The organism is Magnetococcales bacterium (assembly GCA_015231175.1).
Lineage (GTDB): Bacteria > Pseudomonadota > Magnetococcia > Magnetococcales > DC0425bin3 > HA3dbin3.
Genome location: JADGBZ010000018.1, coordinates 1 through 24722 on the forward strand (window position 1 = coordinate 1; position 24722 = coordinate 24722).

At 54.9% G+C, this 24722-nt stretch carries 19 protein-coding genes; 9 read left to right on the forward strand and 10 right to left on the reverse strand.

All coding sequences use genetic code 11. The features are described 5' to 3' along the window. Positions 1-76 precede the first annotated feature (76 nt). From HQL63_05985 to HQL63_05995, 3 genes are all read right to left on the reverse strand, one after another. Positions 77-370, reverse strand: a complete 294-nt coding sequence (locus tag HQL63_05985; protein ID MBF0176383.1) for a PilZ domain-containing protein — start codon at positions 368-370, stop codon at positions 77-79. 211 nt (positions 371-581) lie between these two features. After that, positions 582-1763 (reverse strand): acetyl-CoA C-acetyltransferase, encoded by a 1182-nt coding sequence (locus HQL63_05990; protein MBF0176384.1) that lies wholly within the window; start codon positions 1761-1763, stop codon positions 582-584. Between the two features lie 893 nt (positions 1764-2656). Beyond that, entirely contained in the window at positions 2657-3298 is a 642-nt protein-coding gene (locus tag HQL63_05995) for a helix-turn-helix domain-containing protein (GenBank protein ID MBF0176385.1), read from the reverse strand. A gap of 800 nt (positions 3299-4098) precedes the next feature. On the opposite strand from HQL63_05995, the gene HQL63_06000 reads away from it, so the two are divergent. The 4 genes from HQL63_06000 to HQL63_06015 all read left to right on the forward strand — a co-directional run bounded on the left by HQL63_06000 (position 4099) and on the right by HQL63_06015 (position 9306). Beyond that, positions 4099-4755, forward strand: a complete 657-nt coding sequence (locus tag HQL63_06000; GenBank protein MBF0176386.1) for a hypothetical protein — start codon at positions 4099-4101, stop codon at positions 4753-4755. Positions 4756-4981: 226 nt separating this feature from the next. Next, positions 4982-5377, forward strand: a complete 396-nt coding sequence (locus HQL63_06005; protein MBF0176387.1) for a hypothetical protein — start codon at positions 4982-4984, stop codon at positions 5375-5377. A gap of 283 nt (positions 5378-5660) precedes the next feature. Continuing rightward, positions 5661-7988, forward strand: a complete 2328-nt coding sequence (locus tag HQL63_06010) for a diguanylate cyclase (GenBank protein MBF0176388.1) — start codon at positions 5661-5663, stop codon at positions 7986-7988. Positions 7989-8070: 82 nt separating this feature from the next. Further along, positions 8071-9306, forward strand: a complete 1236-nt coding sequence (locus tag HQL63_06015) for a cation:proton antiporter (protein MBF0176389.1) — start codon at positions 8071-8073, stop codon at positions 9304-9306. Positions 9307-9336: 30 nt separating this feature from the next. On the opposite strand, the gene HQL63_06020 is transcribed toward HQL63_06015, so the two are convergent. The 4 genes from HQL63_06020 to HQL63_06035 form a co-directional block, all read right to left on the reverse strand. After that, the gene (locus HQL63_06020; GenBank protein MBF0176390.1) at positions 9337-9624 is read right to left on the reverse strand and encodes an HNH endonuclease; all 288 of its coding nucleotides are present in this window, start codon (positions 9622-9624) and stop codon (positions 9337-9339) included. Continuing rightward, positions 9624-10739, reverse strand: coding sequence for a glycine oxidase ThiO (gene thiO, locus HQL63_06025; protein MBF0176391.1), 1116 nt, complete (start codon positions 10737-10739; stop codon positions 9624-9626). The genes HQL63_06020 and thiO overlap by 1 nt, the downstream gene beginning before the upstream one ends. Beyond that, complete coding sequence (locus HQL63_06030) at positions 10723-11805, reverse strand: GNAT family N-acetyltransferase (GenBank protein ID MBF0176392.1); 1083 nt, start codon at positions 11803-11805, stop codon at positions 10723-10725. Before HQL63_06030 ends, thiO begins: the two co-directional genes overlap by 17 nt. A gap of 121 nt (positions 11806-11926) precedes the next feature. Beyond that, positions 11927-12577, reverse strand: a complete 651-nt coding sequence (locus HQL63_06035; GenBank protein MBF0176393.1) for a prepilin-type N-terminal cleavage/methylation domain-containing protein — start codon at positions 12575-12577, stop codon at positions 11927-11929. A gap of 624 nt (positions 12578-13201) precedes the next feature. Between HQL63_06035 and HQL63_06040 the strand changes: the two genes are divergently transcribed. Then, on the forward strand, positions 13202-13717 hold the full coding sequence (locus HQL63_06040) for a hypothetical protein (GenBank protein MBF0176394.1): 516 nt from the start codon (positions 13202-13204) through the stop codon (positions 13715-13717). 108 nt (positions 13718-13825) lie between these two features. Then, positions 13826-14530: a hypothetical protein gene (locus tag HQL63_06045; GenBank protein MBF0176395.1), complete on the forward strand. Its 705-nt coding sequence runs from the start codon at positions 13826-13828 to the stop codon at positions 14528-14530. A gap of 237 nt (positions 14531-14767) precedes the next feature. Here the strand turns inward: HQL63_06045 and HQL63_06050 are convergent, their stop codons facing one another. Continuing rightward, the gene (locus HQL63_06050) at positions 14768-17887 is read right to left on the reverse strand and encodes an SEL1-like repeat protein (protein MBF0176396.1); all 3120 of its coding nucleotides are present in this window, start codon (positions 17885-17887) and stop codon (positions 14768-14770) included. Between the two features lie 191 nt (positions 17888-18078). Here HQL63_06050 and HQL63_06055 point away from each other — a divergent pair, with 191 nt between their 5' ends. From HQL63_06055 to HQL63_06065, 3 genes are all read left to right on the forward strand, one after another. Then, the gene (locus HQL63_06055; protein ID MBF0176397.1) at positions 18079-18828 is read left to right on the forward strand and encodes an RNA pseudouridine synthase; all 750 of its coding nucleotides are present in this window, start codon (positions 18079-18081) and stop codon (positions 18826-18828) included. Positions 18829-19078: 250 nt separating this feature from the next. Continuing rightward, positions 19079-20341, forward strand: coding sequence for a glycosyltransferase family 4 protein (locus HQL63_06060; protein MBF0176398.1), 1263 nt, complete (start codon positions 19079-19081; stop codon positions 20339-20341). After that, positions 20338-21558, forward strand: a complete 1221-nt coding sequence (locus HQL63_06065) for a glycosyltransferase (protein ID MBF0176399.1) — start codon at positions 20338-20340, stop codon at positions 21556-21558. The genes HQL63_06060 and HQL63_06065 overlap by 4 nt, the downstream gene beginning before the upstream one ends. Before the next feature lie 12 nt (positions 21559-21570). Here HQL63_06065 and HQL63_06070 read toward each other — a convergent pair whose 3' ends face one another. Together HQL63_06070 and HQL63_06075 are read right to left on the reverse strand one after the other, a co-directional pair. After that, complete coding sequence (locus tag HQL63_06070; protein MBF0176400.1) at positions 21571-23370, reverse strand: hypothetical protein; 1800 nt, start codon at positions 23368-23370, stop codon at positions 21571-21573. Beyond that, positions 23363-24715: a glycosyltransferase gene (locus HQL63_06075; GenBank protein ID MBF0176401.1), complete on the reverse strand. Its 1353-nt coding sequence runs from the start codon at positions 24713-24715 to the stop codon at positions 23363-23365. Before HQL63_06075 ends, HQL63_06070 begins: the two co-directional genes overlap by 8 nt. Between the last annotated feature and the right edge of the window lie 7 nt (positions 24716-24722).

The window sequence follows — 24722 nt, forward strand, 5'->3', positions numbered from 1 at the left end:
AAAGAGTGCGGAATAATCACGAAAAGTGAACACTTCAAATCATGTCGGTTGAGCCCCTAGGCCAGGCAGGTATGTTTCACGCATCTGGCGCCGGGTAGTGCCTTTGAATTTTGACACCGATCCCATCCTTGCCGACGTGCAGCACAGTGCAGGGCAAATCGGTAAAGCGGCCATAGAAGATTTCGACCTCAATGCGGCACGCTTCGCCAGAGTTGGGAAGCACATCGGGGTGGTCTGGTACAAACAGATACCCGCCCATGCCAATATCTCTGGTGACACCCGGGATACGACGTCCATCGGAAAAAATCAGGGTGGCTGGTTCATTGGTGGGAATCCGTTCAAATTGGCGTTTTTCCTGGGATTGACCCATGAGCAAGCTCCTGCGTGAGTTTTCAACGACATATCCACACCCCCGCCCCGGTCGGCAGCTGACACCAAGCAACATGAAGGATTTGGCAACAGTCGCGGCAAGGTAGAGGCAGACGGTCCGATCAAAAGAAAAGCCGGCCTTCTCCGGAAAAGGGATCGGGCCGGCATATGGCGGGTCAAAAGGGTGTCAGCGAGAAGCGCCCGTCAAAAGTTCAATAGACCTCGATGGCTGTGGCAGCGCCCATGCCACCGCCGACGCAAAGCGTCGCCAGACCTTTTTTGAGTTTGCGCTTTTGCATCTCGTAGATCAGGGTCACGATGATTCTGGCGCCAGACGAACCCACAGGGTGACCCAGGGCGATGCCGCCGCCGTTGACGTTGACAATCTCGGGATTCAGACCCAGATCCTTGTTGACGGCGCAGGCTTGCGCGGCAAAGGCCTCATTGGCTTCGACCAATTGCAAATCTTCCACTTTCCAACCGGCTTTCTGGAGGCACTTGCGCGTCGCGAAGATGGGACCAGCTCCCATGATGGCTGGGTCGAGGCCTGCAACAGCGTAGGCAACGATACGGGCCATGGGTTTGAGACCCAACTCTTTGGCCTTGGAGAGGGATGCCAGGATCAGGCCGGAGGCGCCATCGTTGATGCCGGAGGCGTTCCCAGCCGTCACGGTACCATCTTTGGCGAAGGCGGGGCGAAGTTTGGCGAGGGAATCTGCCGTCGCTCCGAAGCGGATAAACTCGTCATTTTCGAAAACGATGGGATCTTTTTTCTTTTGCGGAATCACCACAGGGATGATCTCATCCTTGAAGCGACCGGTCTTTTGGGCCGCCTCGGCGCGGTTGTGAGAACGGAGGGCCAACACGTCCTGCTCTTCCCGGCTGATTTTCCACTGCTTGGCGACGTTTTCTCCGGTCATCCCCATGGGATAGTTGCCGAAGACATCGGTCAGGGCATCACGGAACAGGGAGTCTTTCATGGTCCATTCGCCCATTTTTACCCCTTCGCGGTTGTTGCCCAGGGTATGCGGGGCGCGGGTCATGCTTTCGTGGCCACCGGCAATGATGATTTGTGCATCCCCGAGCCGGATGGCCTGGGTTGCCAGATGGACGGCGGTCATGGCGCTTGCGCACAAACGGTTGACGGTCAAAGCTGGGGTTTCGTAAGGAATTCCGGCAGCCACGGCGGCCTGGCGGGCCGTATTGGGGCCACAGTCCGCAGAGAGGATCTGTCCCATGATCACTTCGTCAATCTGGTCGGGTTTCAACCCACTCCGTTGCAGAAGACCTTTGATCACCGTAGCGCCCAACTCATGGGCAGGAACGGACGCCAAGCTGCCCATGAAATTTCCGACGGCCGTGCGGCCAGCAGCAACGACAACGACTTCTTCCATCGAGAACTCTCCCACTCTTTTGAAAGGTTTTTAAGCGACGAATACACCTGACACCCGCCACCGGTTCCAAAACCAATACCCCGGAGACGGATAGGTGGCGAATCTTCCGTGACGGAACTTTGCAGTCATGCTGCCACATGGGCGTCCGGCCACCCTGCTCCATCTCTGGATTATGTATCTTCCAGTTTCGCTTGTCCAACCTTCATCTTTGATGACCAGGCAAAAAGCTTCTCTTAACTCTGCGCCAGGTCAGACGAGCATGGCACGTTGACCTGGTTTGAATACGACATAAGAGCTATCGAAAAAAATTGTGGACACCCATTTTTATATCGCACACAAAACGTCATAAACATATTGTTTTATAAGGATAATTTTATTTTTTCCTCAAGAAAAACAGTTCAAGCAACAATATACCTCAAATAATTGTCAAGCATTTTTAATTTGTTCGGCAAATGAGTATTTTATATAATAACAAATTATTTTTTATGGCTAATACAAGAAAAAACATCGGTAACATATGCACAAACAGTCTAAAACTTACAAATTTTTATAAAAACGTGCGCTTCAGTGCCGCATCCTTACAATTTTGTAGGATTTTGCGCACACAAGGCAATCAATAACAAAAAGCTTATGCACACCCGCTTTTTGCCGATACATACACCAGGCGTCGCGACCTTGGCAGAAAAACAGTTGCAGAATCTAAATCAAATAGCGCCAAGTCGATAGAGATTGGCTGGGGGCGTCATGGCGTCATAAAGTAAAATATGAGACGTTGCGCGATATTTCAATCAAGCGCAACACATGAAATGATGTACATCCGTGGCGCCATAATGATCTTGCATGAGCGAATATCGACAGATGTCGACAACAAAACATGTCAACAGTCATCTTTTTCAGTCAAGATCGATCAAAACCTGTCGGACCACTCCACAAACCCTGACCACGCGCCCTTCGAGATTGAGGACCGGGTAGCGCGGGTTGATGGGTTTCAGAAATTTGGTGCCGCCGTCCATGACCAACTGTTTGAACGTCGCTTCATCCTCATGATCCAGACATGCGACCACGTAGGATTTATTTATGGGATCTTTTTCGGGATCCACGACAATGATGGCCCCCTCGGGAACTTTTGGTTCCATACTGTCTCCGACGACCCGAAGGGCAAAAGAGGCACTGCCCACCTTGCGGGTGGTATCGATCCAACGATCGACTTCACCGGGAGTGTGGAGGTTATCCACGATATCGATCCACACCCCAGCCTGTTTCCACGAGATGAGCGGGACTCGCGTCAAGGTGGCGGGACCGGGCGCCAGGTTTTTCATTGTAGTTTCCAGAACGGTACGTCCAAACTGGAGCCACTCTGGGGAGACCTGGAGGATTTCCGCGACGGACATGATATTCCGTTTGGCGATCCCGGTACGACCCGACTCCCACTGGATGACCGACTGTGGCTTCACGCCAATACGGCGAGCCAACTCCGATTTGTTCATGCCGGCTTTTTCGCGAGCCCAGATCAATCTTTTTTGCAATGTGTCCATGCCTTAAAGTGTATCCGAAGCGTTCGGTTAAGACCAACAAATTTTTTTCTTGACGCAATGCAAGCTGCTTGCTACTTTCAATTGATATTTATTATCTATATTTTTCTATTTGTAAGTTTTTACTGTTTATTGCAAAAATCTTCATGATCCCACCAGCTTCGAGGAGGATTTTATGTTCATTGCACGCCAATGCAAAGCATGCGCCCGTCAAGGTAAACAGTTTTTTTCATACTTATGTATTTGTTTTTGTTTCAATAATCCAATATGCACATCCTGCTGTTGCAGCAACACATGAGATTGTAATTTATTCCTACACACAGCCATGGATCTGGCACGGGGTCGATGCACCAAAATCTTTGGAAATTTTGCGCATTCTTGTTAATAAACAATATTTTTTTATATCATCCAGCCTATACGGACAGGAGGCGCCGGAAGGGTGAACTGGTCGGTCCGACCGTCAAAATATATGTTTATCCAAGAACACGATGACATCACTTCCGCTTTATCCAATGCCGCGCAGGAGAGTCCGGAACGTGGGCAGATTTTGTTCGGAGGTCCATTTTGATGACTGATTTGTAGCCGTTTGGCAGAAGGGACAACCACAACCAGGAGAAAGCCATGGATATGAGATAAAATTTACACCATTCCAGAAATGCATCCGAAAAATACACCCGGCAGAATGTGCCAATATCCTGGAGATGTTGGGGAAGCGTCTGTTGCGGGTTATGGTCATGGTGTCCAGCGTTCGTGAGTCTTGGTCATGCACCACAGCGGTCAAGGGCGAGAGAGGTTTCTTAGTTATGGCTAGCAAGAGCAACAAATCTTGTTCCACCCCGGAACTCGGGTGTGACAGAACCAGCGAGAAGAAGGTCAACGTGAGTCCCAGGGTTGCGTTGCGGCTTCTGTCCCTGCAATCCACTGGCATGGATGCAACTTGCGCCGTATCGACAGGTTGGATGTGGCGTTGGAGTGATGTGTCCTGGGCCCTTGCCCGGGTAAACAATCGTACCGCCAGTCTGTTTCTCCGAGTGAAATATGGCGGCCAGGAGCGTTTTCTCAGCGATCTGGTTTGGTGGGCCGGAATGGAGGCCAGAGAATTTTTTGCCACCAAGGGGTGGCAATATCGCTCGGCCACAACGGTCCAAAAATTGGCGGAAATGGCCGTCTTGGATAAACTTGCGCCACGCCTGTGCAAACTCTGCAAAGGAGTTGACAGGCCTGTCGAGAAGGGAATCCTCTTCTTCGCCAATGATCCAGAGCCAGCCGTTTGCCGAGAGTGCCAGGGCACTGGATTGGGGCGCCCACCCAGCAGCCGCGCCCGCGCCCGGCAACTCGAGATCAGTCAAGCCCAGTGGCGCTACCGCTGGGGATTTCGGTTTCACTCTTTCTCCGAACACCTGGAAGAGTTGGAACATGTCGCCCTGCAAATCATCTATCAGGCCATGTCTGAATCCTGAACAATGAGACTCGCTCCCCCTGAAATCATCCTATTTTTTCAGGGGGAGTGAATCGACCGTTTGCAAATCCATTTTCCCTCGATATCATGCTCGCACGTGCGAAGTCGGGCGAACTTCATACCGGATCCACCGGTATCAGCAAACAGTAAGCGCACGCATTCCACGTGGGTACTTTGTCACACTGGACCAAGTCCGGCCAACGTGGCCAACGTCGAAAGGAGTGGATATGGGCAAAAAAGACATCAGAAACAATGAAATCAGTGACGAAAACAAAAAAGATGACGACGATCTCAAGGAGTTGAGCAAGCGGCTGAAGAAGCTTGAGAAAAAAATGGACGAGAGTATCCAGCAACTTTCGGAACGCAATGAGGCCTTGTACCGCAAGCTGGGTAACGCCATGACACAACTGGCTGACCGCAATTCCGCTTTGAATCGCAAAGTGTCGGAGCAGGTGAAACAGCTCGCCGACCGCAACGATGCCGTGGCCCGAAAGATGGCATCCGGCTTTGAACAGGTCGTAAACCGCCACGCCGCACTGGGGCGCAAAGTGGCCGAGGAGGTCAAACAGCTCTCCGAAAGAAATGATGCTCTCCGTCGAAAACTTAACAAAAAAAAGAAGTAGAGACCACCTCGACCTCTCTTCCCATGGCAGGAACCCCGGTCCATCACACCTCCCGGGGATTCTCCTGTCCCGGTGTCCGCCGTGTTTTCAGCCTCCGCATGCACCCATGACGCTTGCGGGTGGCAGTCGCCTGTGTTCAAACACTTCCATTGACTCTTGGCCGGAAGTCGAGTGTGGTGTGATGTGCCGTGAGAAAGGGTGGATCTGGTGGTGACAGGGTGACCGCACGATATCCCCTGCCACGCACTTGCGAATGGGCATGCGATGTCTGGGAAAAAATGGGATGCCAACGATGTCAGAACAACAAATTCCAGACGCAAATCGCTTTCAGTCCATGATGCTTTTTTGGCGTACGTTGCGTTTGGATCTCAAAATTGGTTTTGTCAGCATGGTCGTCATGTCGATCATTCTCGTGCTCTTTCATTGGGATTCACGCAACAGCGTTCAAAATAGATTTTGGCTGCAATGGAATCAATACGCACAATCCTTGGCTGATTTGACGGCAATTTTTGTTGCCCAACCTCTTATGGACAACAATACGGCAGTCTTAAAATCTTTATCGGATCGCTTTCCGGCAAGTCACAATCAGGTTACTTCTGTTCGTTTATTGAATCAATCCGGCGCGATGGAGATCCAAACCGAACGAACCTCCAACAGCCAAAAAACCTCGGACACCCAATATTTTTTTGCAAAGATCCACTCGCCTGTCAATCCCACGGAATCCATTGGCAGTGTCGTTTTGGGTTTGACTACATCTGAAGCACAAAGCGTCATTGCCTCCCAGATGGAAGCCCTGACCTGGGACATGCTCCTTGCACTTCTGACTTTGCTCCTGGCCGTGAATATTGTCTTCAATCGTATCGTCAGAAAACCGGTGCATTTGTTGGAGCAGCAAACAGCATCGCTGATGGATGGCGATCTCACCCACCCCATCTCCCTGGAAAGCAGGGACGAATTGGGCAACCTGGCCCAATCCCTCGACCTGATGCGTACTCGTCTCCTGGAGTCGCATACCATGCTTGCCGATCGGAACAAAAGCCTGGAAAAGTTGTCGGGGGTTTTGGAAAATCAAGTCCAGGAGCGCACCCGGGCGTTATCCGAAAGTTATCTCCTTCTCGAACAAGAACTGACCAGGCGCCAGGAAGCCCATGCCAAGTTACGTGAGGTTCAACACCAAACCGAATTGATCCTTTCCACGGTCGGAGAGGGTATTTTCGGGGTGGATTTGAACGGAAACATGACGTTTGTCAACGCCGCTGCGGTGCAGATGCTCGGCTGGTCTCAAGAGGAGATGCTGGGACAAAACAGTCATGAACTGCTTCACCACACCCATCAAAACGGTCTGCCTCATCCAATCCAGACATGCCAGGTCTGCACATCCATCAGGGAGAAGAAGACCCGAAAGGCAACGAACGAGGTTTTCTGGCGCAAGGACGGCGCCAGTTTTCCCATCGAATATGCCAGTTCTCCCCTCTTCGATGGGGATGACGTGACAGGCGCCGTCGTGGTCTTCCGCGATGTGACCGATCGAAAAATCGAGGAGGAGCGAAGTTTACACAGTCAAATTTCCCGCATCGCCGTCAGCGCCCTGTTGGAAACAGGTTTGGAAGATCTCACCCTTGTCCGGCAACTGGAGGTTGCCCTGGACATCATCCTTGCCGTCTCCTGGTTGTCCATCCTTGCGGAAGGATCCATTTTTCTGACAGATCTGGACACAGGCGAACTGGTCATGGCTGCCCAGAGAAATCTTGCCAAACCACTTCTGGATTCTTGCGGGCGCATTCCAATCGGGCGTTGCCTGTGCGGTCGTGCGGCTGAAACACGCCAGATTGTTTTCGTCAACCACATCGATGAACATCACGAGATCGCCTACTCCGGCATGAAGCCGCATGGGCATTATTGTGTACCCATTCTATCCAAAGGAAAGTTACTGGGTGTTTTGAATCTCTACATTCCGGATGGTTACCCGCGAAACCCTGAGGAAGATGCCTTTTTGACCACCATTGCCAACACTTTGGCAGGCATCATCGAACGACGGCAAATCGAGGAGCATCTCAGAAATGCTGAAGAGAAATTGCGCCAGAAAGCCCATCATGACCCCCTGACAGGTCTTCCCAACAGGCTTTTTTTCCAGGAGCTTTTGCAGCGGTCGCTCGCCCAGGTCCGTCGCGAGGGGAGATCTTTGGCCGTTCTTTTCATGGATCTGGACCACTTCAAGCAAGTCAACGATACCATGGGTCACGAAGCGGGCGACCAGTTGTTGGTCGAAGTCGCCAAACGTATCTGTTCCTGCCTGCGGGAGGGAGATACGGTCGCCAGGTTGGGGGGAGATGAATTCACCCTGATATTGCAAGAACCCTCCCGTCGCGACGACATCGTCCGTGTGGTGGAAAGGATCATCGAACAAATTCGCAAACCGGTTTTGATCAAGGGCCAGCCGTGTCATGTCGGAGCCAGCATCGGCATCTCGCTCCACCCTGAACACGGACGTGACCCCGTTACCCTGCTCAAAAAAGCCGATCAGGCCATGTACCAGGCAAAAGATCACAATCGCAACGGATTTATCTTCTATGAACCCAACGCCACAGGGGAGGAAGCATCTATCGATTGACGGGCTATTGTTTTCAGTATTTTCTTGTTACTGCCGGGCAGGGTACCCTGCGAGGTGTGTTGTTGTATTCAGTTGAGGCGATATGACCACAAGCGCCGTATTTTTTACCCAGTCTCTCCTGGTGATCGGGTTGCCTTATGTGGTGTGGCGACTGCCGGGTGTGCATGGCATGGTGCCATTGGTTGTGCTGCAAATTCTGCTCGGCGTGGCTATGGGGCCTTCGGTCCTGGGTAGCGTGGCCCCAGAGACGTGGGCGACTCTGTTTGCCAACGACGCCATCAAGGGACTCACCGGTCCTGCATGGTTGGCCATTGTTTTGTTCACTTTTCTGACGGGCCTGCACCTTGACTCCACCGAATTGAAATTGCTTGGAAAACGCTTTGCCTTTGTCAGTTTGTTCAGTTTTCTTGTACCTTGCCTGATAGGGGGGCTGGCCGGAGCCTTCGTGGCCGAGCATTTCCCGGAAAGCATGGGCCCAAACGCCACCCGCTGGTACTTCACCATTGCCATTGGTCTGAGTAGCGGAGTGACGGCTTTGCCGGTTCTGGGCGCCATTTTGCGCGAAACGGGATTGATGGAGCATCGTCTGGGGCGTATCACTCTGGGTATGGCCGCTGTCAACGACGCCATCCTTTGGGCCATTTTAGCCGTTTTTTTAGCCGCTGCGACCAGCAGTGGGCAGGAGTTCAGTGGATCATTCTGGGCGCCACTGGCCATCGTTCCCTATCTGCTGATCATGGTTTTGGTCATCGGGCCGATGTTGCGGCGTACTTTGACCCATGAGAGCATTCGGGGAGATACCGGTTTGATTACGGTTTGCATCTCGGTCTTCGGCTCTGCCTTGGCCACGGAGTGGATTGGACTCCATGTCGCATTGGGTGGATTCATCATCGGTGTCGTCATGCCCCGGATCCATAAACAAACCCTGATCGATCGTCTTGAACCGCTGACTGTCGTGGTTCTGCTCCCCTTTTTCTTTGCCCTGACGGGGATGCGCACCTCCTTCGATGTCACCTCCGATCATTTGGTCACCATCACCATGATTGTGACCGTCGTCGGGATCGTGGGCAAATTCGTCGGCACCACTTTCCCTGCGCGTTGGATCGGAGAGAGTTGGGCCGGGGCGATCAAGCTGGGTATTCTCATGCAGACCAAAGGGATGATGGAGGTCTTGATCCTGGCCATTTTTCGGGAGGCTGGCATCATTTCCGACTCCTGTTTTTCAGCCATGATGTTCATGGCCATCATCACCACGTTTCTCACCCTGCCCATGTTGCGGGGCGTGCTGAAGCTGACAGGACAGGTTCGGAAAGCGTGATCCAGGTTGGCGTTTGGCCCTGTCACCCCATCAACCGTCTTCCTGATGCGCTTTCCAATCTTCGGCTGGCAGATTCTGTTTTCTCTCATTGCACATCCGACAGGCCGGAACGCAGTTGCCGCGTGTGGAAAACCCCCCACGAATCAGGGGTCGGACGTGGTCCATGGTCAATTCGCGGGGGGGAGTACGTTGACCGCAGTAGGCGCATTTCCCCTGGCCAACGACGTTTTTCCACCACTGGGACCGTTTGAGAAGTTTGGCTTTGCGCCGCTCCCTCTCGACGTGATCCTGATCGGCGGGTATCAATAAATGATCCATCAGGAAGCTCCGGCGGAGAATGGAGAGAGATCCAAGGCGGGTGCGCCACCGCTTACCAGGGTGGTGATCACCTCGGCGGTCACCGGTGTCAAAAGAATGCCGTTGCGATAGTGTCCTGTCGCATGGTAGAGCCCCTGGATCGGGCTGGCGCCGAGGAGGGGAAGACCATCAGCGGGAGAGGGACGCAATCCGGACCAGGTATCCAGAAGGCGCGCCTCCCCCAACCCCGGAACCAACTCCACGGCCATATGGGTAATGCGCTGCAATCCGGCCACGGTCACTGCCTTGTCAAATCCTCTGTCCTCCAAGGTGGACCCCAGCAAAATACGGCCATCGGGGCGGGGGACTATGTATCCCTTATAGCCATAGACCACATGGCGAAACAGAGGAGGGCGGGTCTCCACCTGGACAATCTGGCCAGCCATGGGTTTGACGGTGGTACGCAAGGGAGGCAAGCCAGCCAGATGGGTGCTCCAGGCCCCTCCCGCCACCACCACATGAAAGGCCGGTATGCACTCGGTATCCCCTTGAACGGCGACCACCCTCTTCCCTTCCACCTGAACTCCCCGCACCCTGATTCCTCCCCGAAACCGCCCACCGAGCCTGGCAACTGTCGCTGCCAGGGCACGGGAGAGCGCAACGGGATCCACCTGGTGATCATCGGGATAGTAGTTGGCCCCGATCAGATGAGGTGTCAAGGCTGGTTCCAGTTTCCGGGCCTCGGCACGATCCAGGAGTTCGACACGCAAACCCTGGTCGAGCATCCACTGGGCGCGTCCTGCGGCCAGACGCCCTTCACCCGGATCCAGGGCCACTTCCAGGACGCCAGATGTTTCATATCCAACGGATATGCCCGATATCTCATGAATTTCCCTGGCAAAGTCCGGGAACAATTTCCGGCTGGCCAGACAGAGTTCGAGGAAGGGGCCGGTGCCTGAAACTTCGGACTGGGCGCCCAGGATGCCAGCTGCCGCCGCCGAGGATTCAGCGCCGGGAAGGGATTTTTCCAGCAGGGTGACTGAAAAACCGGCCTGCAAAAGCCGCATGGCACAGGCACACCCAATCACGCCAGCTCCGATGATCACCACATCTTCCAAGTCAAAGCTCCCGCACATTCATCCGCAGACAGTTTATAGACATTTTTCGTTCTTTATCATACCCTTGCCATTTTTCAGGAGGCACATCCTCGTGGGCAACCGGGATAAAACCGTTACGGCAAAAAAAGTCCACCACTCCCGGACGGCAGGCGCAGGCAAAAAGGTAGTGCAACCCCATACGCCGGGCATCCCGTTTGGCTCTGGCCACAAGATGAACCCCGACACCTTCACCCTTGAAGCGGGTCATGGCGTAGAGCGAGACGATCTCACCTGCGTGATGCTCCTTGTAGGGTTCGTGCAACAAACCGCAGACACCAGCCAGATGGCGACCGCCGATAAAGGCCCCATACCCTCCAAAAAGAACGTCGAGGAGAGCATCATCCGAACGCCGCAAAAGATACCCTTCGCGTTCACCGCGCCGAATGATCGCCTCCACCCGGGGAAAGTCATTCAAAACGAGGGGACGAACACGACAATAATGACGCCAGGAGAAAAAGGTACCACTCCCCTGATAGGTAAAAAGTTCCTGTCCGACATCCGCCAGGCGGCACAAACTGACTTCCGAGACGCCGCCATTCAGCAGGGCAAGGATGTGTTCAAGGACCGGGTGATTGTTTTGTGTCATGCGCCCCAACAGACGATAATTCACGTAACTCATGATGCGACCTTGGGGATCGGCCACGCCTCCACAAGAGTGTGGCAAGACCAGCCGCGAAACGCGAAAACGGGTTGTCAGTGATACGACCTGTTCCCAGAATGTTCCCATACCCTGCCCACCGACCCCCGTCACCACCATGGACTTTTCCCCCTGACACAGGTCTTGCAATGTGTGGGAAAGGGTATTTCGACTGTGGGGTGGCTGATTTTTTGTGGCAACCCACTCATGCAGTGCAGCACCCATCTCCAGAGTGTCGTGGTAGAGAATCCAGACACGGGCGCCTGCGGCAATCAACTCCTCCAGGACATGGCGAAAACGATCCATGGCTGCGGGCTCAACCTGACTCTCCCCCGACAGGGCAAAAGTGAGGGTTGTCCCGTGAAAGGCTGAGAGAAAAAAGGATTTTTCGGTAAATTCGTCGCTCATGGCGCTGCCGGAAGACAAGGCAAAAAAAATAACCCCTCTGAAAGTACTGAGGCTTTCCGCAAAAGAAAACGGCCCCCGAGAGGGCCGTTTCCACACGCATCCAGGCTCGCAAAAGCAGCGATTACTGGTTCATCTTCCAAACAGCCGTCACATCGATTTCCTTGGCTTCTTCCGCCGCCTTGCTGGCTGTGGCGCTGGAAGTATCAGCCCAGTCGGCGCTGCCACGGAAGTAGCCGCCGTTGTACTCGACAACACCATCAATCATGGCGTCGGTGGTGGAGCCCAGTTTCGGGGTCACGTTCTGGAGGTACATGTAGTTACCGACGATGCCGTTAACCTGGGTAGAGGTATAACGGAAGTCGATGGTCAGGAGGTGAGGAATACCGGATTGGTCGAGATAGCGGTAGATGGTCGACTTCGTGGAGTTGGTCTCGTCGGTGCCACGACCATTGCCCTGGGGCAGACGGATACCGAAGCGAATCATTTCGTTGGCGAGGGTCGATCCACCCATGGTGGTCCCCGCCGCACTGGTCTTACCACCGACGACGCCCGTCGGAGAGTCGAAGCTGTCACCGATGACGACACCCGTCCGCTCGTAGTACTGGTTGTAGGCCTGGGCCCACTGACCAACAAACTTGTTAGCGATCTTTCTGTACTCCGCGTTGCGCTGGAGATCCTTGCCCACGGCCACGGCGCCGACGATCAGGGCAATGATCGCCAACACAATGGCCAACTCGACCATGGAAAAGCCATGTTCTTTTTTGTTCGACATGTTGGAACGTCTCCTTAGTTTGTCCGACCTTTTAATGATACCTATGGGAGGAAAAGCTCCCACCACCCGAGGTACGAACGGCGAGACAACGGGACGCATCCCGTCGCCTGAAGCCGCCGCACTCCATACCCAAGTGCAGATCCCTTTCGCTGATCCTAGGGCAGGACGACACCCCATGTCAAGAGGTTTCTCCGATGAAACCCACGCCGTGCTCGCCTGCCCCGGGTCCGCAACCCCTAAATCTCCCAGCAATTTTCAGACCAGAAATTAAATCTTTCCAAAAGCCGAAACCCCGACACAATGGCACCCTTTGGTTCACCAGAGTTGGTATTAAAAATGCTCACGGATCTTGCCGGCTCAGAAGTCGGCAACCCCACCTGAACGACCTAACTGGGGAGTGGCCGTGTCAGCGATAATTGATAATTTACCTGGAGAAGTGACCGGCAATTTGCTAGCATGGCGGGGTTATCTGTTACCCAGTTGAGCGCGTGGTTGCCCTGCCCTCCTGGTAGACGCGGTTCTCGTCAGGCTCGGGCACCGTCAATCTCAGGCCCCGTCAATCTCAGGCCCCGTCGAGCTCGGAATAATGTCGGGGCGTGGCTTGTTTGTCTGGAGTGAATCCGCATGATCAATCGCATCGTCCTGTTCGTGTTGTCCATCCTGGGTGCCGGCGCACTCCCTTACGTCCTGACCCTGACCATGGATTCATACAGTGAGTACAACCAGGCCAACAAGAGCTTGGTTGTTGTCAAGGAACATCAGGCCACCATCGAGAGGTACCGGAGTCAGGCCGCGACCTACAAATCCTTCATGAAGGAGGTCGATGTCTTCTTGGCGGAAGCAAAAAGCCGGGACACTTCGGAAGGGGACTGGATTTCATTCAAAATCGACAATGTGTCCCGCGTCCTTGATGCCAACGACTTTCGCCTGGTCATCGCCAACATCATGCATGGGAACGACTACTACTTCAGTCCGGAGCGTATCGAAATCCTGACTGACATTTCCGACGAATTTGACAAGCTAATCAAGGCTAACAAGAGTTTGAAGGTTGCCGGTACGGATTCCAAGGACACCCCCCAGGGAGCACAGGTCATCATGACCATAAAGGGAGAGTATCTGGTCGCCAAGAAGCGTGTCTGAACGTCTTGCTCATCTCTGGCCATCAGGCCCGTCTGTCATCTTTTCCTTCAAGTGGTGGCGTCAGGATGGTCCTGGTCCCCCGAAAGCGCATCTGGTTGGGTAAAGCATATGAAAAACAACTCCTTCGGTCTGGTATCGGTCATCCTTCTCGGTTTCTCCTGTGCCGGTGTTGCCGCTCAGCAGGGGTATAGAGTCGCCCTGGGGGAAGATCTCTCCGGTGAGAAAACCGAGGCCATGGTGGCCCCGAAAAGTGAGGACGAGGCGGCAAAGGTTCCCAATATAGATGAGGTGCTTCGGGCCAGAATCGGCCAGCTGCAACCCAGACTCAGCCAACTGCACAATCCAAAGCAGGTCGCCGCTGGCGACGTCAACCTGAAACTGGTCGGCTTCTCCCTTCAGGCCTTGGAACAGTCTGAGCGTATCCTCAACCAAACGAATGAGGATTATCGGGAAAGAATCATTTCCATGGCCTATGTCGCTGGAGAGAACCGCTTTGCCGTCATCGATGGGCGTTTGTATCGAGAAGGCGATGACTTCGGCGATACCGGCGCCAAGATTCGGACCATTCACGCCGACAAGGTGTTGATCGCCGGGCGTGACGTTCGTCAATGGCTTGACGTGCTTAACCCTGTCGATCCTGTCAAAGCTGCGCCTGTGACCCAGGCGGTAGCCACGAAGGCAGCGACAGCCGCAGAATCGGGTGCGCCCACCACCGCAGCCGCCGCCAAGGAAAAGCCCGCCAGCTCTGTTGAGGAAGGCGTTCAAGCCCTCAAAGGCTACAATGACATGATGAAAGCCCTGCAGGGCCAATGAGCTGACGCACTCTTGCCGCTGCTTGATAAGCCGGTTCGTTGGGCTTTCGTGGCGTGGCTGAAACAATGATCATGGCCAAATGGTTTCGGATCACTTCTCCTTGCCAGGTGAACCAGCCGCCTTGCCAAATGGTTTCGGATCACTTCTCCTTGCCAGGTGAACCAGCCGCCTTGCCAAATGGTTTCGGATCACTTCTCCTTGCCAAGTGAACCAGCCGCCTTGCCAAATGGTTTCGGATCACTTCTCCTTGCCAGGTGAACCAGCCGCCTTGAGCCACTCACGCGCCAGTTCCTGACCCTTGAGGCGCTGTTCCTGGCTCAGGGTTTTGCTGATCAGTTCCAGATTGCGCAGGGCGTCCTTGTCATCCTTGAGGGATGCCAAACTGTACCAGGCAAAGGCGCGGATGGGATCCCTCCCAACGCCGCGTCCCTCCTCATACATCCACCCCAAACTGTTTTGAGCGCGAATCTCCCCCTGCATGGCCGCCTTCAGGTACCATTTCGCCGCCGTGGCCAGATTTTTTTCGACACCGCGACCCTCCTCGTACATCCAGCCCATGCTGTTTTGCGCCGAACTCAAACCCTGTTCAGCAGCCTTCTGAAACCAATAAACAGCCTTGGCAGCGTCAACAGCCGTCCCCTCACCTTTTTCGTACATGCTGGCAAGCTGGTTTTGCGCCTGCGGATCCCCTTTTTCGGCGGATTTTGCGAACCAGGCCATGGCCTCCGGCAAATCACGAGAAACTCCCATACCAAGTTTTTTTTGGATGGCATACCGGGTTTGCGCCTGCACATGACCTTTTTGCGCCGCGAGATAGTACCACTTGGCAGACGTTTCCGGGTCAGGCGAGACGCCATCCCCCTTCATGAATTTTTCGCCAAGCAAATACTGGGCTTGCACGTACCCCCCTTCCGCAGCTTTGGTCAACCAGTTTCTGGCCAACATCTGGTCCATATTGACACCATGGCCTTTGGCATAGGCCTCGGCGACCCAAATCTGGGACTCCAGATCTCCTCTGTTGGCTGCCTCCAGGTAGAGTTGAAAGGCATCGGCCAGATTACGTGGCTCGCCAATCCCTTCCCGCAACCGGTTGGCCAGACGAATTTGTGCGTCCAGGATGCCCAAAGCAGCTGCTTTCCGGTAGTACAGGTTCGCCTTCTCCTGATCAACCTGTGTTCCACGGCCTGTCTCAAACATGATGCCCGCCTGCAATTGAGCCTCACCCACCCCTTGCTCGGCTGCCTTGAGGAACAGAATAAAAGCGTTACGATCATCATCGGGAGTTCCCTTGCGGGAGATGATGCTGTTGGCTACCTGCAACTGGGCTTGCGGCTGTCCACCCCCGGCTGCTTTCAGATACCAAGCCATGGCCTCTTGAGGATTGGCAGCAACCCCAACACCATTCTGCAAAACGTAGGCATACTGGTACTGCCCCTGAACCGAACCACTTCGCGCCGCCTTTGCAAGCCAGCGAGCCGCCTCCTTCGCATCCTTGGGTACACCAGACCCGGAAAGATGTGCCATACCCAGAAGATACTGGGCCTCGGCCCAATCCTTTTCGGCGGCCTTGTGCAACCAATCCATGCTGGTGGACAAGTTTTTTTCTACGCCATCTCCCTTCTCGTAGGCTTCGGCCAGCCGAAACATGGCCTCCGGGTTCCCGGACGCGGCAGCGGAACGGTTTTGCTCCAGCTTTTCAACGAGAACCTCCCGGGCAGTGAGGACACGGGGGCCACTCTCTCTTGTCAGTGCCCAGAACGTGGAACCGATTCCCAGCAAAACAATGGCCGCAAGCGCACCCAGAACGGCGCGTGTTTTGGTTGGCATTTTGCCCAGGTCAAGCCCAAGGAGTTCGGTGGCGGACTGCTCCCCGCCCTCCTCCTGACTCACCTTGACGGTAGCCAACCAGGCATGGATGGTCTTCGGGCGGTCGGTCTCGACAACTTTAAGAGCAAGATCAACAGCTTGCAGGAGGGACTCCGAGTAGCTTCCCTTGCCAATCTCAACTGCCGGAACAAGAGGATCCGGTTGATTTCTCATAATGGCGCTGCTGCGCTGCGGCGCACCAATGGGCTTGCGTCCACCGATGGAACGATACATGACGGCGCCCATCGCATAGATGTCCGTCCATGGTCCCTGGCGGCTGGCGTCCTCGAAATACTGCTCCATGGGGGCATAATTGGGGGTCAGCATGGCAGTCATGTGCCCTCCCCCTCCACCATCTTCGGTCTTACGCGCCGAACCAAAATCCAGCAAAACCGGTGACCCATCCTTGTGGCGTATGAAGATGTTATCGGGTTTGATATCCCGGTGGATGATGCTGGCTTCGTGCAGAACGCTCAACCCCCTCAACAACGGGATGACGACGGTCAGCAACTCTTTCTCGTCCAGCACCCTTTTCTTTTTCAAAACAGCCGACAAAGACTCGCCATCCTCATACTCCATGGCCATGTAGGCCGTGTTGTTCTCCTCAAAGAAAGTGGCTACCCGCACCAGGCTGGGGTGTTTGAATTTTGCCAGGGTACGCGCCTCATCCAGAAACCGATTGCGTCCTTTGACGAACAACTCTTCATGTTGGGGCGACTTGGGCTGGATTGTCTTGTCCGAGCGGCGCACAGCCAACTGCGTTGGCAGAAACTCCTTGATGGCAACATAATTGTCCAGACGGGTGTCATGCGCTTTGTAGGTCAGTCCAAACCCACCCTGCCCGAGAACTTTCTCGATCTTGTACCACATGAGCATATGGCCGATGGGAAGTGCATCGCCGTTTTCCAGAGGCGATCCCGCCCGAGATTTCACCTCTTCTTGACCTGCGGCACCGACGGTGGGCGCCGTCTGGTTGGAGATGCCGTAATCGACCCCTCCAGTTGCCGCTTGCGTCACCCGGCCAGCCGGCATGGCCATAACCTGCACCGTCGCGCCATCGTCAGCATTGGAAACGGCAGGCACCCCGGACCTACCCAAAGTTTGTGGAAAGGTTTGTACCGTCGCGCCATCATCAGCGTCGGAAACAGCAGGCGCCCCGGACCTTCCCAGGGTTTGTGGAAAGGTTTGTACCGTTGCGCCATCATCATCGATGGAAGCAGCAGGCGCCTCGGACCTTCCCATAGTTTGTGGAAGGATCTGTACCGTTGCGCCGTCATCAGCATTAGAAACGGCGGGCGACTCGGATCTTCCCAAAATTTGTGGGAGAGCTTGTACAGTTGCGCCATCATCATCCTCGGGAAGGACAGCGGAGGGAGGAATCTTCAATCCCTCTGCGCCCAGTTTGCTCCCCTGAGACAGGCTAGATGTCGGGACGACCCGGGTCTCTCCGGAATCCTCTGAATCTTCCGATGCTCCATCGCCAAACTTCATGAGGGTTGCAACCTCCTCCCCGCAAACAAAGAAACCTTGTAACGATTCAGCACTCTTTACAAGAAAAGAAAAGAGCGTCCGATCCTATCTTTTTCAGTCTGCCAGAATCAAGCCTGAATTTCCAGGTTTACATTCATGGTTTGCCCGTGTGTAATAAAGCACAGTCTCCACCCATGACCAAATCGAACTTCATGCACTTACGCCGACAGAAACGTCCCACCCCGGAAAACCTCCTGAATCCAGTCGGGTTGCAGGATCTGATTCTGTTCCAGGATGACTGGGTGCTGGTGATCGACAAACCGGCTGGAATCCCTGTTCATCAAGGTCCGGGCGGCGGGCCTCACCTTGGAGAGTACGTTCGCGCGCCAGATGTTGGTCCAAAAACAGCGCCGGAGTTGGCCCATCGCCTGGACCGGCTTACAAGCGGGTGTCTTGTCCTGGGACGCCATCACCGGGCATTGCGCCGTCTGGGAACACTGTTCGCCAACGGCCAGGTCGACAAGTGCTATTGGGCTTTGGTGTCTGGGATTCCAGCGACACCATCCGGACATTTGGATGCTCCGTTGCGTCCCTGTCCGGAGAAGAGCCGAAAAACACCTTCCCAAAATGGGCGCATGGAGGTCCACCCCGATGGACATTCAGCCCATACGGATTTCCGGGTTTTGGGAACATTTGGCGCCCTCTCCTGGTTGGAGTTGCGCCCACGCAGCGGTCGGACTCACCAAATTCGTGTCCATTGCGCCCACATGGGCTGCCCCGTCGTGGGTGATCCTCTCTATGGTCTCAGGCTGGCCGCCGGCAGTGGCTCACCCTTTTTGCAACTGCATGCCCGCTCCATCACCATGCCGCTCTACACCAACCAAAAACCGATCAACGTCGTTGCCCCCCCACCCCGGCACATGCTTCCCCTGTTGATCGCCTGTGGCTACCCATCTGAATGAACCCGTTGAGATACCATCGGCGTTGACCCGACTTGTCACTCAGGGGTAGAGTGGAGGCGATCAGTCATCGCCCCTTCAAGAAAGGCTTGGATATGAAAGCCTTTGTCAGGGCTTTGCCTCGAACCCCACCAGGAGGAAGGGCGCAGTCCTTCCTCCTGGACCTCCATCCCAGTCTTTTAATCGTTTTTTGGGTGGGTGCTGAACAGACTCCCTTATTCGTCAACCGTTTTGGCAACCCCACGCAGGAAACATGCACCCTGATACGAAATACCTGCAACCCCCCCCCGGAAAAATCACGCTGTTCTATCACTTTTTTTATCCAGACGACGTGGTCAGCGCCCGGCTGTTCAGTGATCTGGCAAAAGACCTGCGGGCAAATGGCTGGGAAGTCACGGTGCATACCAGCAACCGTTCCTGGAGTGACCCCAAACGTCGTATCGGTCCGAAAACAGAAACCTGGGAGGGTGTCCATATCATCCGCACCCCCCGGTTCGGACTTGAACAGGGTGGGTATCTCCTGCGCCTTTTGAATGCTTTGTGGATGATGCTCGGCTGGACAGGGCGCGTCATGGGCGCCCCCAAAGCAGATATATTTTTAATTGGAACGGATCCACAGTTTTCTCAACTGTTGTTTCCCCTCCTCAAGTTGGTGTCGCCACGCAGCCGCATTGCCTGGTGGTGTTTTGACCTCTACCCGGAGGCCATTGCCGCCGACCAGCCGGGGGGCGCGTTGGCCACCTTGGCCAGAGGATTCCGACATTTGATCGGTCCACTCTATCGTCTGGCGGATCTACTGGTCGATATCGGTCCCTGCATGCGTCAACGCCTGGCAACTTACGGTCCGCAAGGGCGGTCATGCACCCTGACCCCCTGGTCCCTGGTGGAGCCCGGAGGGGTAGATCACCCTGACCCTGGGATCCGGGCGCGGCTTTTTGGCGCCGATTGCCGGTTGGCTCTTCTCTACTCCGGCAGCATGGGGCGTGCGCATGACTTTGACCTTTTTTTGGCGTTGATGCGCCGGTTGCGTGACAGCCATCCTGACATTCGTTTGGTCTTTTCCTGCCGAGGCCATCGCCTGGCTTCCCTCCAGGCAGCTGTCCAACCCGAAGACACCAATATCTCATTCGCCCCTTTCGTGCATGAGTCGGAGTTGGCCCAGCGTCTGGCGGCAGCGGACATCCATCTGTTGAGTCTGCGCTCCGCTTGGGATGGTATCGTGGTGCCCTCCAAATTTTTTGGCTCCCTGGCCACCGGGCGTCCCCTCCTCTATGCCGGCTCGGCAAACTCCGCCATCGGCCAATGGATCGAGGCCTTTGACATCGGACTCAGGTTGGACTCGCAGTCGATCGACAAGGCGGTCGTCCGCCTCCAGGAGATGGCGCACCATCCCGAACAAATGGCACGTTGGCAACACAACGCCTTCATTGTCTACCAGCAACATTTCAGCCGGCGCGTGATCCTGGATGGCTGGCATAAAGTGCTGCAAGAACTGCTGACAAGGCCGGGGCCATGAAGCCTCTATCGCCCGGTTTCAACCCGGCCCGGCTTCGCATTTTGCACATCGTGCCGACATATGTTCCCGCCTGGCGCTACGGTGGCCCGATTCGATCCGTCCATGGTCTCTGCCGTGGCTTGGCACGGCAAGGTCACGATGTCCACGTTTTCACCTCCAGTCTGGATGGCCCCGGCGAATTGGATGTGCCGCTGGCCTCCCCGGTCGATCTGGACGGAGTCATGGTGCGATACGATCCACCGGGCTGGCCCCGCCGCCTCTACCGCTATCCTGGCCTGCTGGTCGCTTTGCGCGAGCAGCTCGTTCACTTTGACATCCTGCATCTGCACGGTGTTTTTCTCTGGTCCACCTGGGCAGCGTCCCGGTTGGCCGGTCAGGCCGGACTCCCCTACATCGTTTCTCCACGGGGCATGTTGGTGCCGGAGTTGATTCACCGCCGTAACCGCCTGCTCAAAACCCTGTGGATTCATCTGGTGGAACAGCGCACCCTGACCCGGGCTGCTGCCCTGCACCTGACCACACGCCGGGAGGCGGAAGATCTGACCCGACTGGGGTTGGCAACTGCCCCTTGCCATGTCATCCCCAATGGCCTTGATCCTCCTGACCTGCCACAGGATTTGGATCCCGAACGCCTCCCTCCCGCCCTTCTGGCAGCGGAGCGTGGGTTTATCCTGTTTCTGGGACGTGTCCATTGGAAAAAGGGTTTGGACCGTCTGATCAAGGCCCTTCCTGCCATTCAGGGGGGCGTTCTGGTGATTGCGGGCAACGATGAAGATGGGTATCGGCGCCATCTGGATCCGTTGATCGCCGGGTTGCAACTGACAAATCGCGTACATTTCATCGGCGCCGTTGACGAACGTCAGAAGTGGGGACTTCTGCGTCAAGCCAGGGTGTTGGCCCTGGCATCCTATTCGGAAAATTTTGGCAACGTCATTCTTGAGGCCATGCAGATGGGTTGCCCGGTGGTGGTAACAGAAGAAGTTGGATTGGCCTGCACCGTTGCAGAAACCTCTTGCGGGGTGGTCTCTGCGGGAGACCCAGCCTCCCTGGCCGCAACGCTCCAGCACATTCTCGACCATCCGGAAGTGGGGAAAGAATTGGGACGCCGGGGTCAACGCGCTGTCCAGGAACACTTTACCTGGGATGCTGTCAGCACAAAGATGGCAACCCTTTATCGCGATATCCTGAGCGGAAACATTACCCCACACCGAACCTGATCGTCATAGCCCTCACTCCCTGTGCCGATCCGCGCCGGCGGGCCTGATCCAACTGATCCAGAGATCGAAATCCACCCTGGATAACGGCACATGCTGCCAGGATTCCGCCCCAACGAAAGCTTCTCGGATCGCCCGCGCCTTGCCGTTTGTTTCATCGACTTTCGGTATCAAGGCAAGAAGTCTTACGGGTCGGGATGTCCGAAATTGAAATGTCTGCCACACCTCCAGCGGCCACCAATCGGAGGTCATCAAGGCGCGACCGGGCAGATCCAGTTTCATGTTGACGTTGGGCGTATACCAAACATCCGTTCTGGGGTCAAAATTTTGGACAAGCTCTGCGGCGACATCAGCCGGGAATCGTGTGGATGAAGAGAAAAAGGGATTATAGAGACCGCTGATCCCTGTCTGATAACCAGTTGGCACGCGCTCGACCTTGCCAATCAGAGCGACCACGCCGTAGCAGGCGGGAATCAACAAATAGAAGATTCCCGCAATCGTCAGGGTGAAACGCAGCCACTTTCTGGTCTTCGGTAACGACCCGATGCGCAAGGCCTCCTGAACAATGGCCGGCAGCGCTGCCAAACACGTAATCTGAAGATAGGCGCCCTGGAAACCAACCTGGGCAAAGGTCCAAACCACAACCATGCCCATCATGCCGGCCAACATGGCCCATAACCCCAATTGACCCGGGCCCCGCCAGGCAGCAGGACGAGAGACAAGGAACGCCAGGAGAACCCCACCCGGCAATCCGATCAGGTTATTGATCAGTGCGTCGAATCGATCATGTTCAAAACCACCACGAAAAAAACCATGCACCGGATGATAGAGAAGATAGCTCCATAATGCCTCGGAATCTCCGACAACCTGGGCAGGATAGGTCAATACATGAAAAAGGGCAGCCCACACCGAATGACCGCCGTACTGGTGCATGACATCAAACTGGCTAACATAACCACTGTGGTATACATTGACTCCACCCCAGATCGAAAAAAAGATCAAAAAAACCCCTGAGGCCACAACCGCAACCTTGAAATGGCCAGACAAGCCTCCTGCAACAATGCCTGCCTCGTTTGACGTGAGTCCGTTGCCAATCTGTTGACTTTTGATCCAATTTTCAAAAAATTTACGAAACCGGGCATGATTCAACAGCCATGGAATGACGAGATTCATCCACAAGAAACCAAGAACACCAGCTATGATAAAAGCGCCTGAATATTTCGCCATGTACAGAAGACCACAACAAAATCCAAGCACAGCGGACCCTGTCACTTTTTTTTGGATTGAAGTACCGGAACAAGCCAGCCTCCAGCCACCCCACAACAGCCACGGACTGATGGCATAGACAATTATTTCAGTACTATAGGTAAACAAATGATTGTTGACGAAACGGAGCGTGGGGACATACATAAGCAACAGCAGGCCCATGATCCCTGCAATCTTGAACTGACCGAACCAGAGCGACCAGCCTGCCGAGCCGACCAGAAAGCAGAGGGCGGTCAAAACGCGCAGGGCCAATCCGCTATCCAGACCCATCATCTTGAGGGGCAGAAAGAGGAGTTGCATCCCCGGCGGCCAGTTCTTGATCCATTTGACGGTATCACGGGAGAGGTCATCCTGGTCAGCTTCCCGATAGTGGTTGGGCGTCGGGACACTCTTTTGCAGATATTGCTCAACGGCCAACACCTGCACCGAAGGATCAAAACCCAGGCCCTGCGGCGTTCGTGCAGTCAGGAGGAGGATCAACATTGCCGTGGCCCATCCGATGAGGAGTTGATAGCCAGGACGTTGCCAAACGCCTTTCCCTCTATTCATCACTTTGCAACTCCACGGTTCCCTCGTTGATGACTTGATCCAAAACCAGGCATTGACGTCTGGTCATCTCCCGTGCCGTGTAGGGCATGAAGGCTTCCCAATTCGTTTTGACGGGAGATCCTGACATGGAGGCGTTCAAAAAACGATCCAGAGAAAGTTCCGCTTCGGCAACAAAGTGTTCCATCGGATTGGCGGGGTCAAAACGCACCAAAAACCCGGCCTGGCATTTGGTCATGATATCCGCCACCATGCTCTCCCTGTGTACCAAACCCAGCAAAGGCCGACGGGCCAAGATCAAAGGATAGACCTTGGACGCCGAATAGAAGGGGTCGTCAGAACTGATCATCAGGATCCCATGGCTCTCCGTGAGGAGTTGCAGGGCCTCAAAATAGGGAACACGTTGAGGGTACTCGACAACGACATGTTCCAGACCGAATTCCGCAGCCACTGGCGCCACGGTTTTGGTGCCTGAAGTGCCGGGAGAGTAACTGGTACCGACAAAATGGAGGCGAACGCGCTCCCAGTGGGAAGGGTTGCGCTGCCGATTGTTGGCCAGAGCACAAAACAGAAGCCGCAACGCAAACACCATGTCCATGGAGCTGCGTCCCGTGTAAACCCAATGAATCAGACCATCACCGGGGTCAAAGAAGCGTTGCGTCACCTGCATGCGGGACAAGAGCTGAAAATCCAGATCTGAAGCACCAAACGGCAGCACCGTGAAACGATCAGCCCCTAGGCGCGGAAAACGTGCGTTCAAATCGGCAAAATAACCATCCGAGACGCTGATGACGTGCGCCACCGAACCCATCACCCATCGTTCCAAAAGGCCGAGAAACAGATATTTGAGTGTAAATTTGCACAGTCCACCCGGAATATCCGCAAGTCTGGATTGAAAATGGCGGGCGCCTCGCCATGGGTCATGGATGTCCACCACATAGGGCACACCAGTGAGTCGTTGCCAAAGGGGCCCCAGGGTCGTACTAACAAACGCGGTGGTGGAAAAATAGACCACATCAAATTTTTGTTGCCGCAGCAGGGCCAGCCCCCGCCGATACAAGGCCCAATGGGCCCGCAGCCCCACATCCCTGAAGCCCAGCAGTGCCGCACGTCTCAGAGACAAGGCATCGACCCTGTGTATGGGAACATCATCAGGAATCGTTTGCAACAAAGCGTCATCCAGGAGGCCATCGCCCGGCTCCACACGCACCGTCAGGACATGAGGCTCCCACCCAAACTGCTTGAAGTAGGGCAAGGAGATCCGCACCCTGTGCAAATCAGCGGAGTTCAAGGGTGGAAACCGGGGAGAGACCACCAACACCCGACGCAATTCCGGCAAGATTGTCATACAGTGA

Bases quoted from the DNA above. Each gene is read 5' to 3' on its own strand.
- HQL63_05985 (MBF0176383.1), bottom strand. From the start codon at position 370: ATGGGTCAATCCCAGGAAAAACGCCAATTTGAACGGATTCCCACCAAT.
- HQL63_05990 (MBF0176384.1), bottom strand. From the start codon at position 1,763: ATGGAAGAAGTCGTTGTCGTTGCTGCTGGCCGCACGGCCGTCGGAAAT.
- HQL63_05995 (MBF0176385.1), bottom strand. From the start codon at position 3,298: ATGGACACATTGCAAAAAAGATTGATCTGGGCTCGCGAAAAAGCCGGC.
- HQL63_06000 (MBF0176386.1), top strand. From the start codon at position 4,099: ATGGCTAGCAAGAGCAACAAATCTTGTTCCACCCCGGAACTCGGGTGT.
- HQL63_06005 (MBF0176387.1), top strand. From the start codon at position 4,982: ATGGGCAAAAAAGACATCAGAAACAATGAAATCAGTGACGAAAACAAA.
- HQL63_06010 (MBF0176388.1), top strand. From the start codon at position 5,661: ATGCCAACGATGTCAGAACAACAAATTCCAGACGCAAATCGCTTTCAG.
- HQL63_06015 (MBF0176389.1), top strand. From the start codon at position 8,071: ATGACCACAAGCGCCGTATTTTTTACCCAGTCTCTCCTGGTGATCGGG.
- HQL63_06020 (MBF0176390.1), bottom strand. From the start codon at position 9,624: ATGGATCATTTATTGATACCCGCCGATCAGGATCACGTCGAGAGGGAG.
- thiO (MBF0176391.1), bottom strand. From the start codon at position 10,739: ATGTGCGGGAGCTTTGACTTGGAAGATGTGGTGATCATCGGAGCTGGC.
- HQL63_06030 (MBF0176392.1), bottom strand. From the start codon at position 11,805: ATGAGCGACGAATTTACCGAAAAATCCTTTTTTCTCTCAGCCTTTCAC.
- HQL63_06035 (MBF0176393.1), bottom strand. From the start codon at position 12,577: ATGTCGAACAAAAAAGAACATGGCTTTTCCATGGTCGAGTTGGCCATT.
- HQL63_06040 (MBF0176394.1), top strand. From the start codon at position 13,202: ATGATCAATCGCATCGTCCTGTTCGTGTTGTCCATCCTGGGTGCCGGC.
- HQL63_06045 (MBF0176395.1), top strand. From the start codon at position 13,826: ATGAAAAACAACTCCTTCGGTCTGGTATCGGTCATCCTTCTCGGTTTC.
- HQL63_06050 (MBF0176396.1), bottom strand. From the start codon at position 17,887: ATGAAGTTTGGCGATGGAGCATCGGAAGATTCAGAGGATTCCGGAGAG.
- HQL63_06055 (MBF0176397.1), top strand. From the start codon at position 18,079: ATGCACTTACGCCGACAGAAACGTCCCACCCCGGAAAACCTCCTGAAT.
- HQL63_06060 (MBF0176398.1), top strand. From the start codon at position 19,079: ATGCACCCTGATACGAAATACCTGCAACCCCCCCCCGGAAAAATCACG.
- HQL63_06065 (MBF0176399.1), top strand. From the start codon at position 20,338: ATGAAGCCTCTATCGCCCGGTTTCAACCCGGCCCGGCTTCGCATTTTG.
- HQL63_06070 (MBF0176400.1), bottom strand. From the start codon at position 23,370: ATGAATAGAGGGAAAGGCGTTTGGCAACGTCCTGGCTATCAACTCCTC.
- HQL63_06075 (MBF0176401.1), bottom strand. From the start codon at position 24,715: ATGACAATCTTGCCGGAATTGCGTCGGGTGTTGGTGGTCTCTCCCCGG.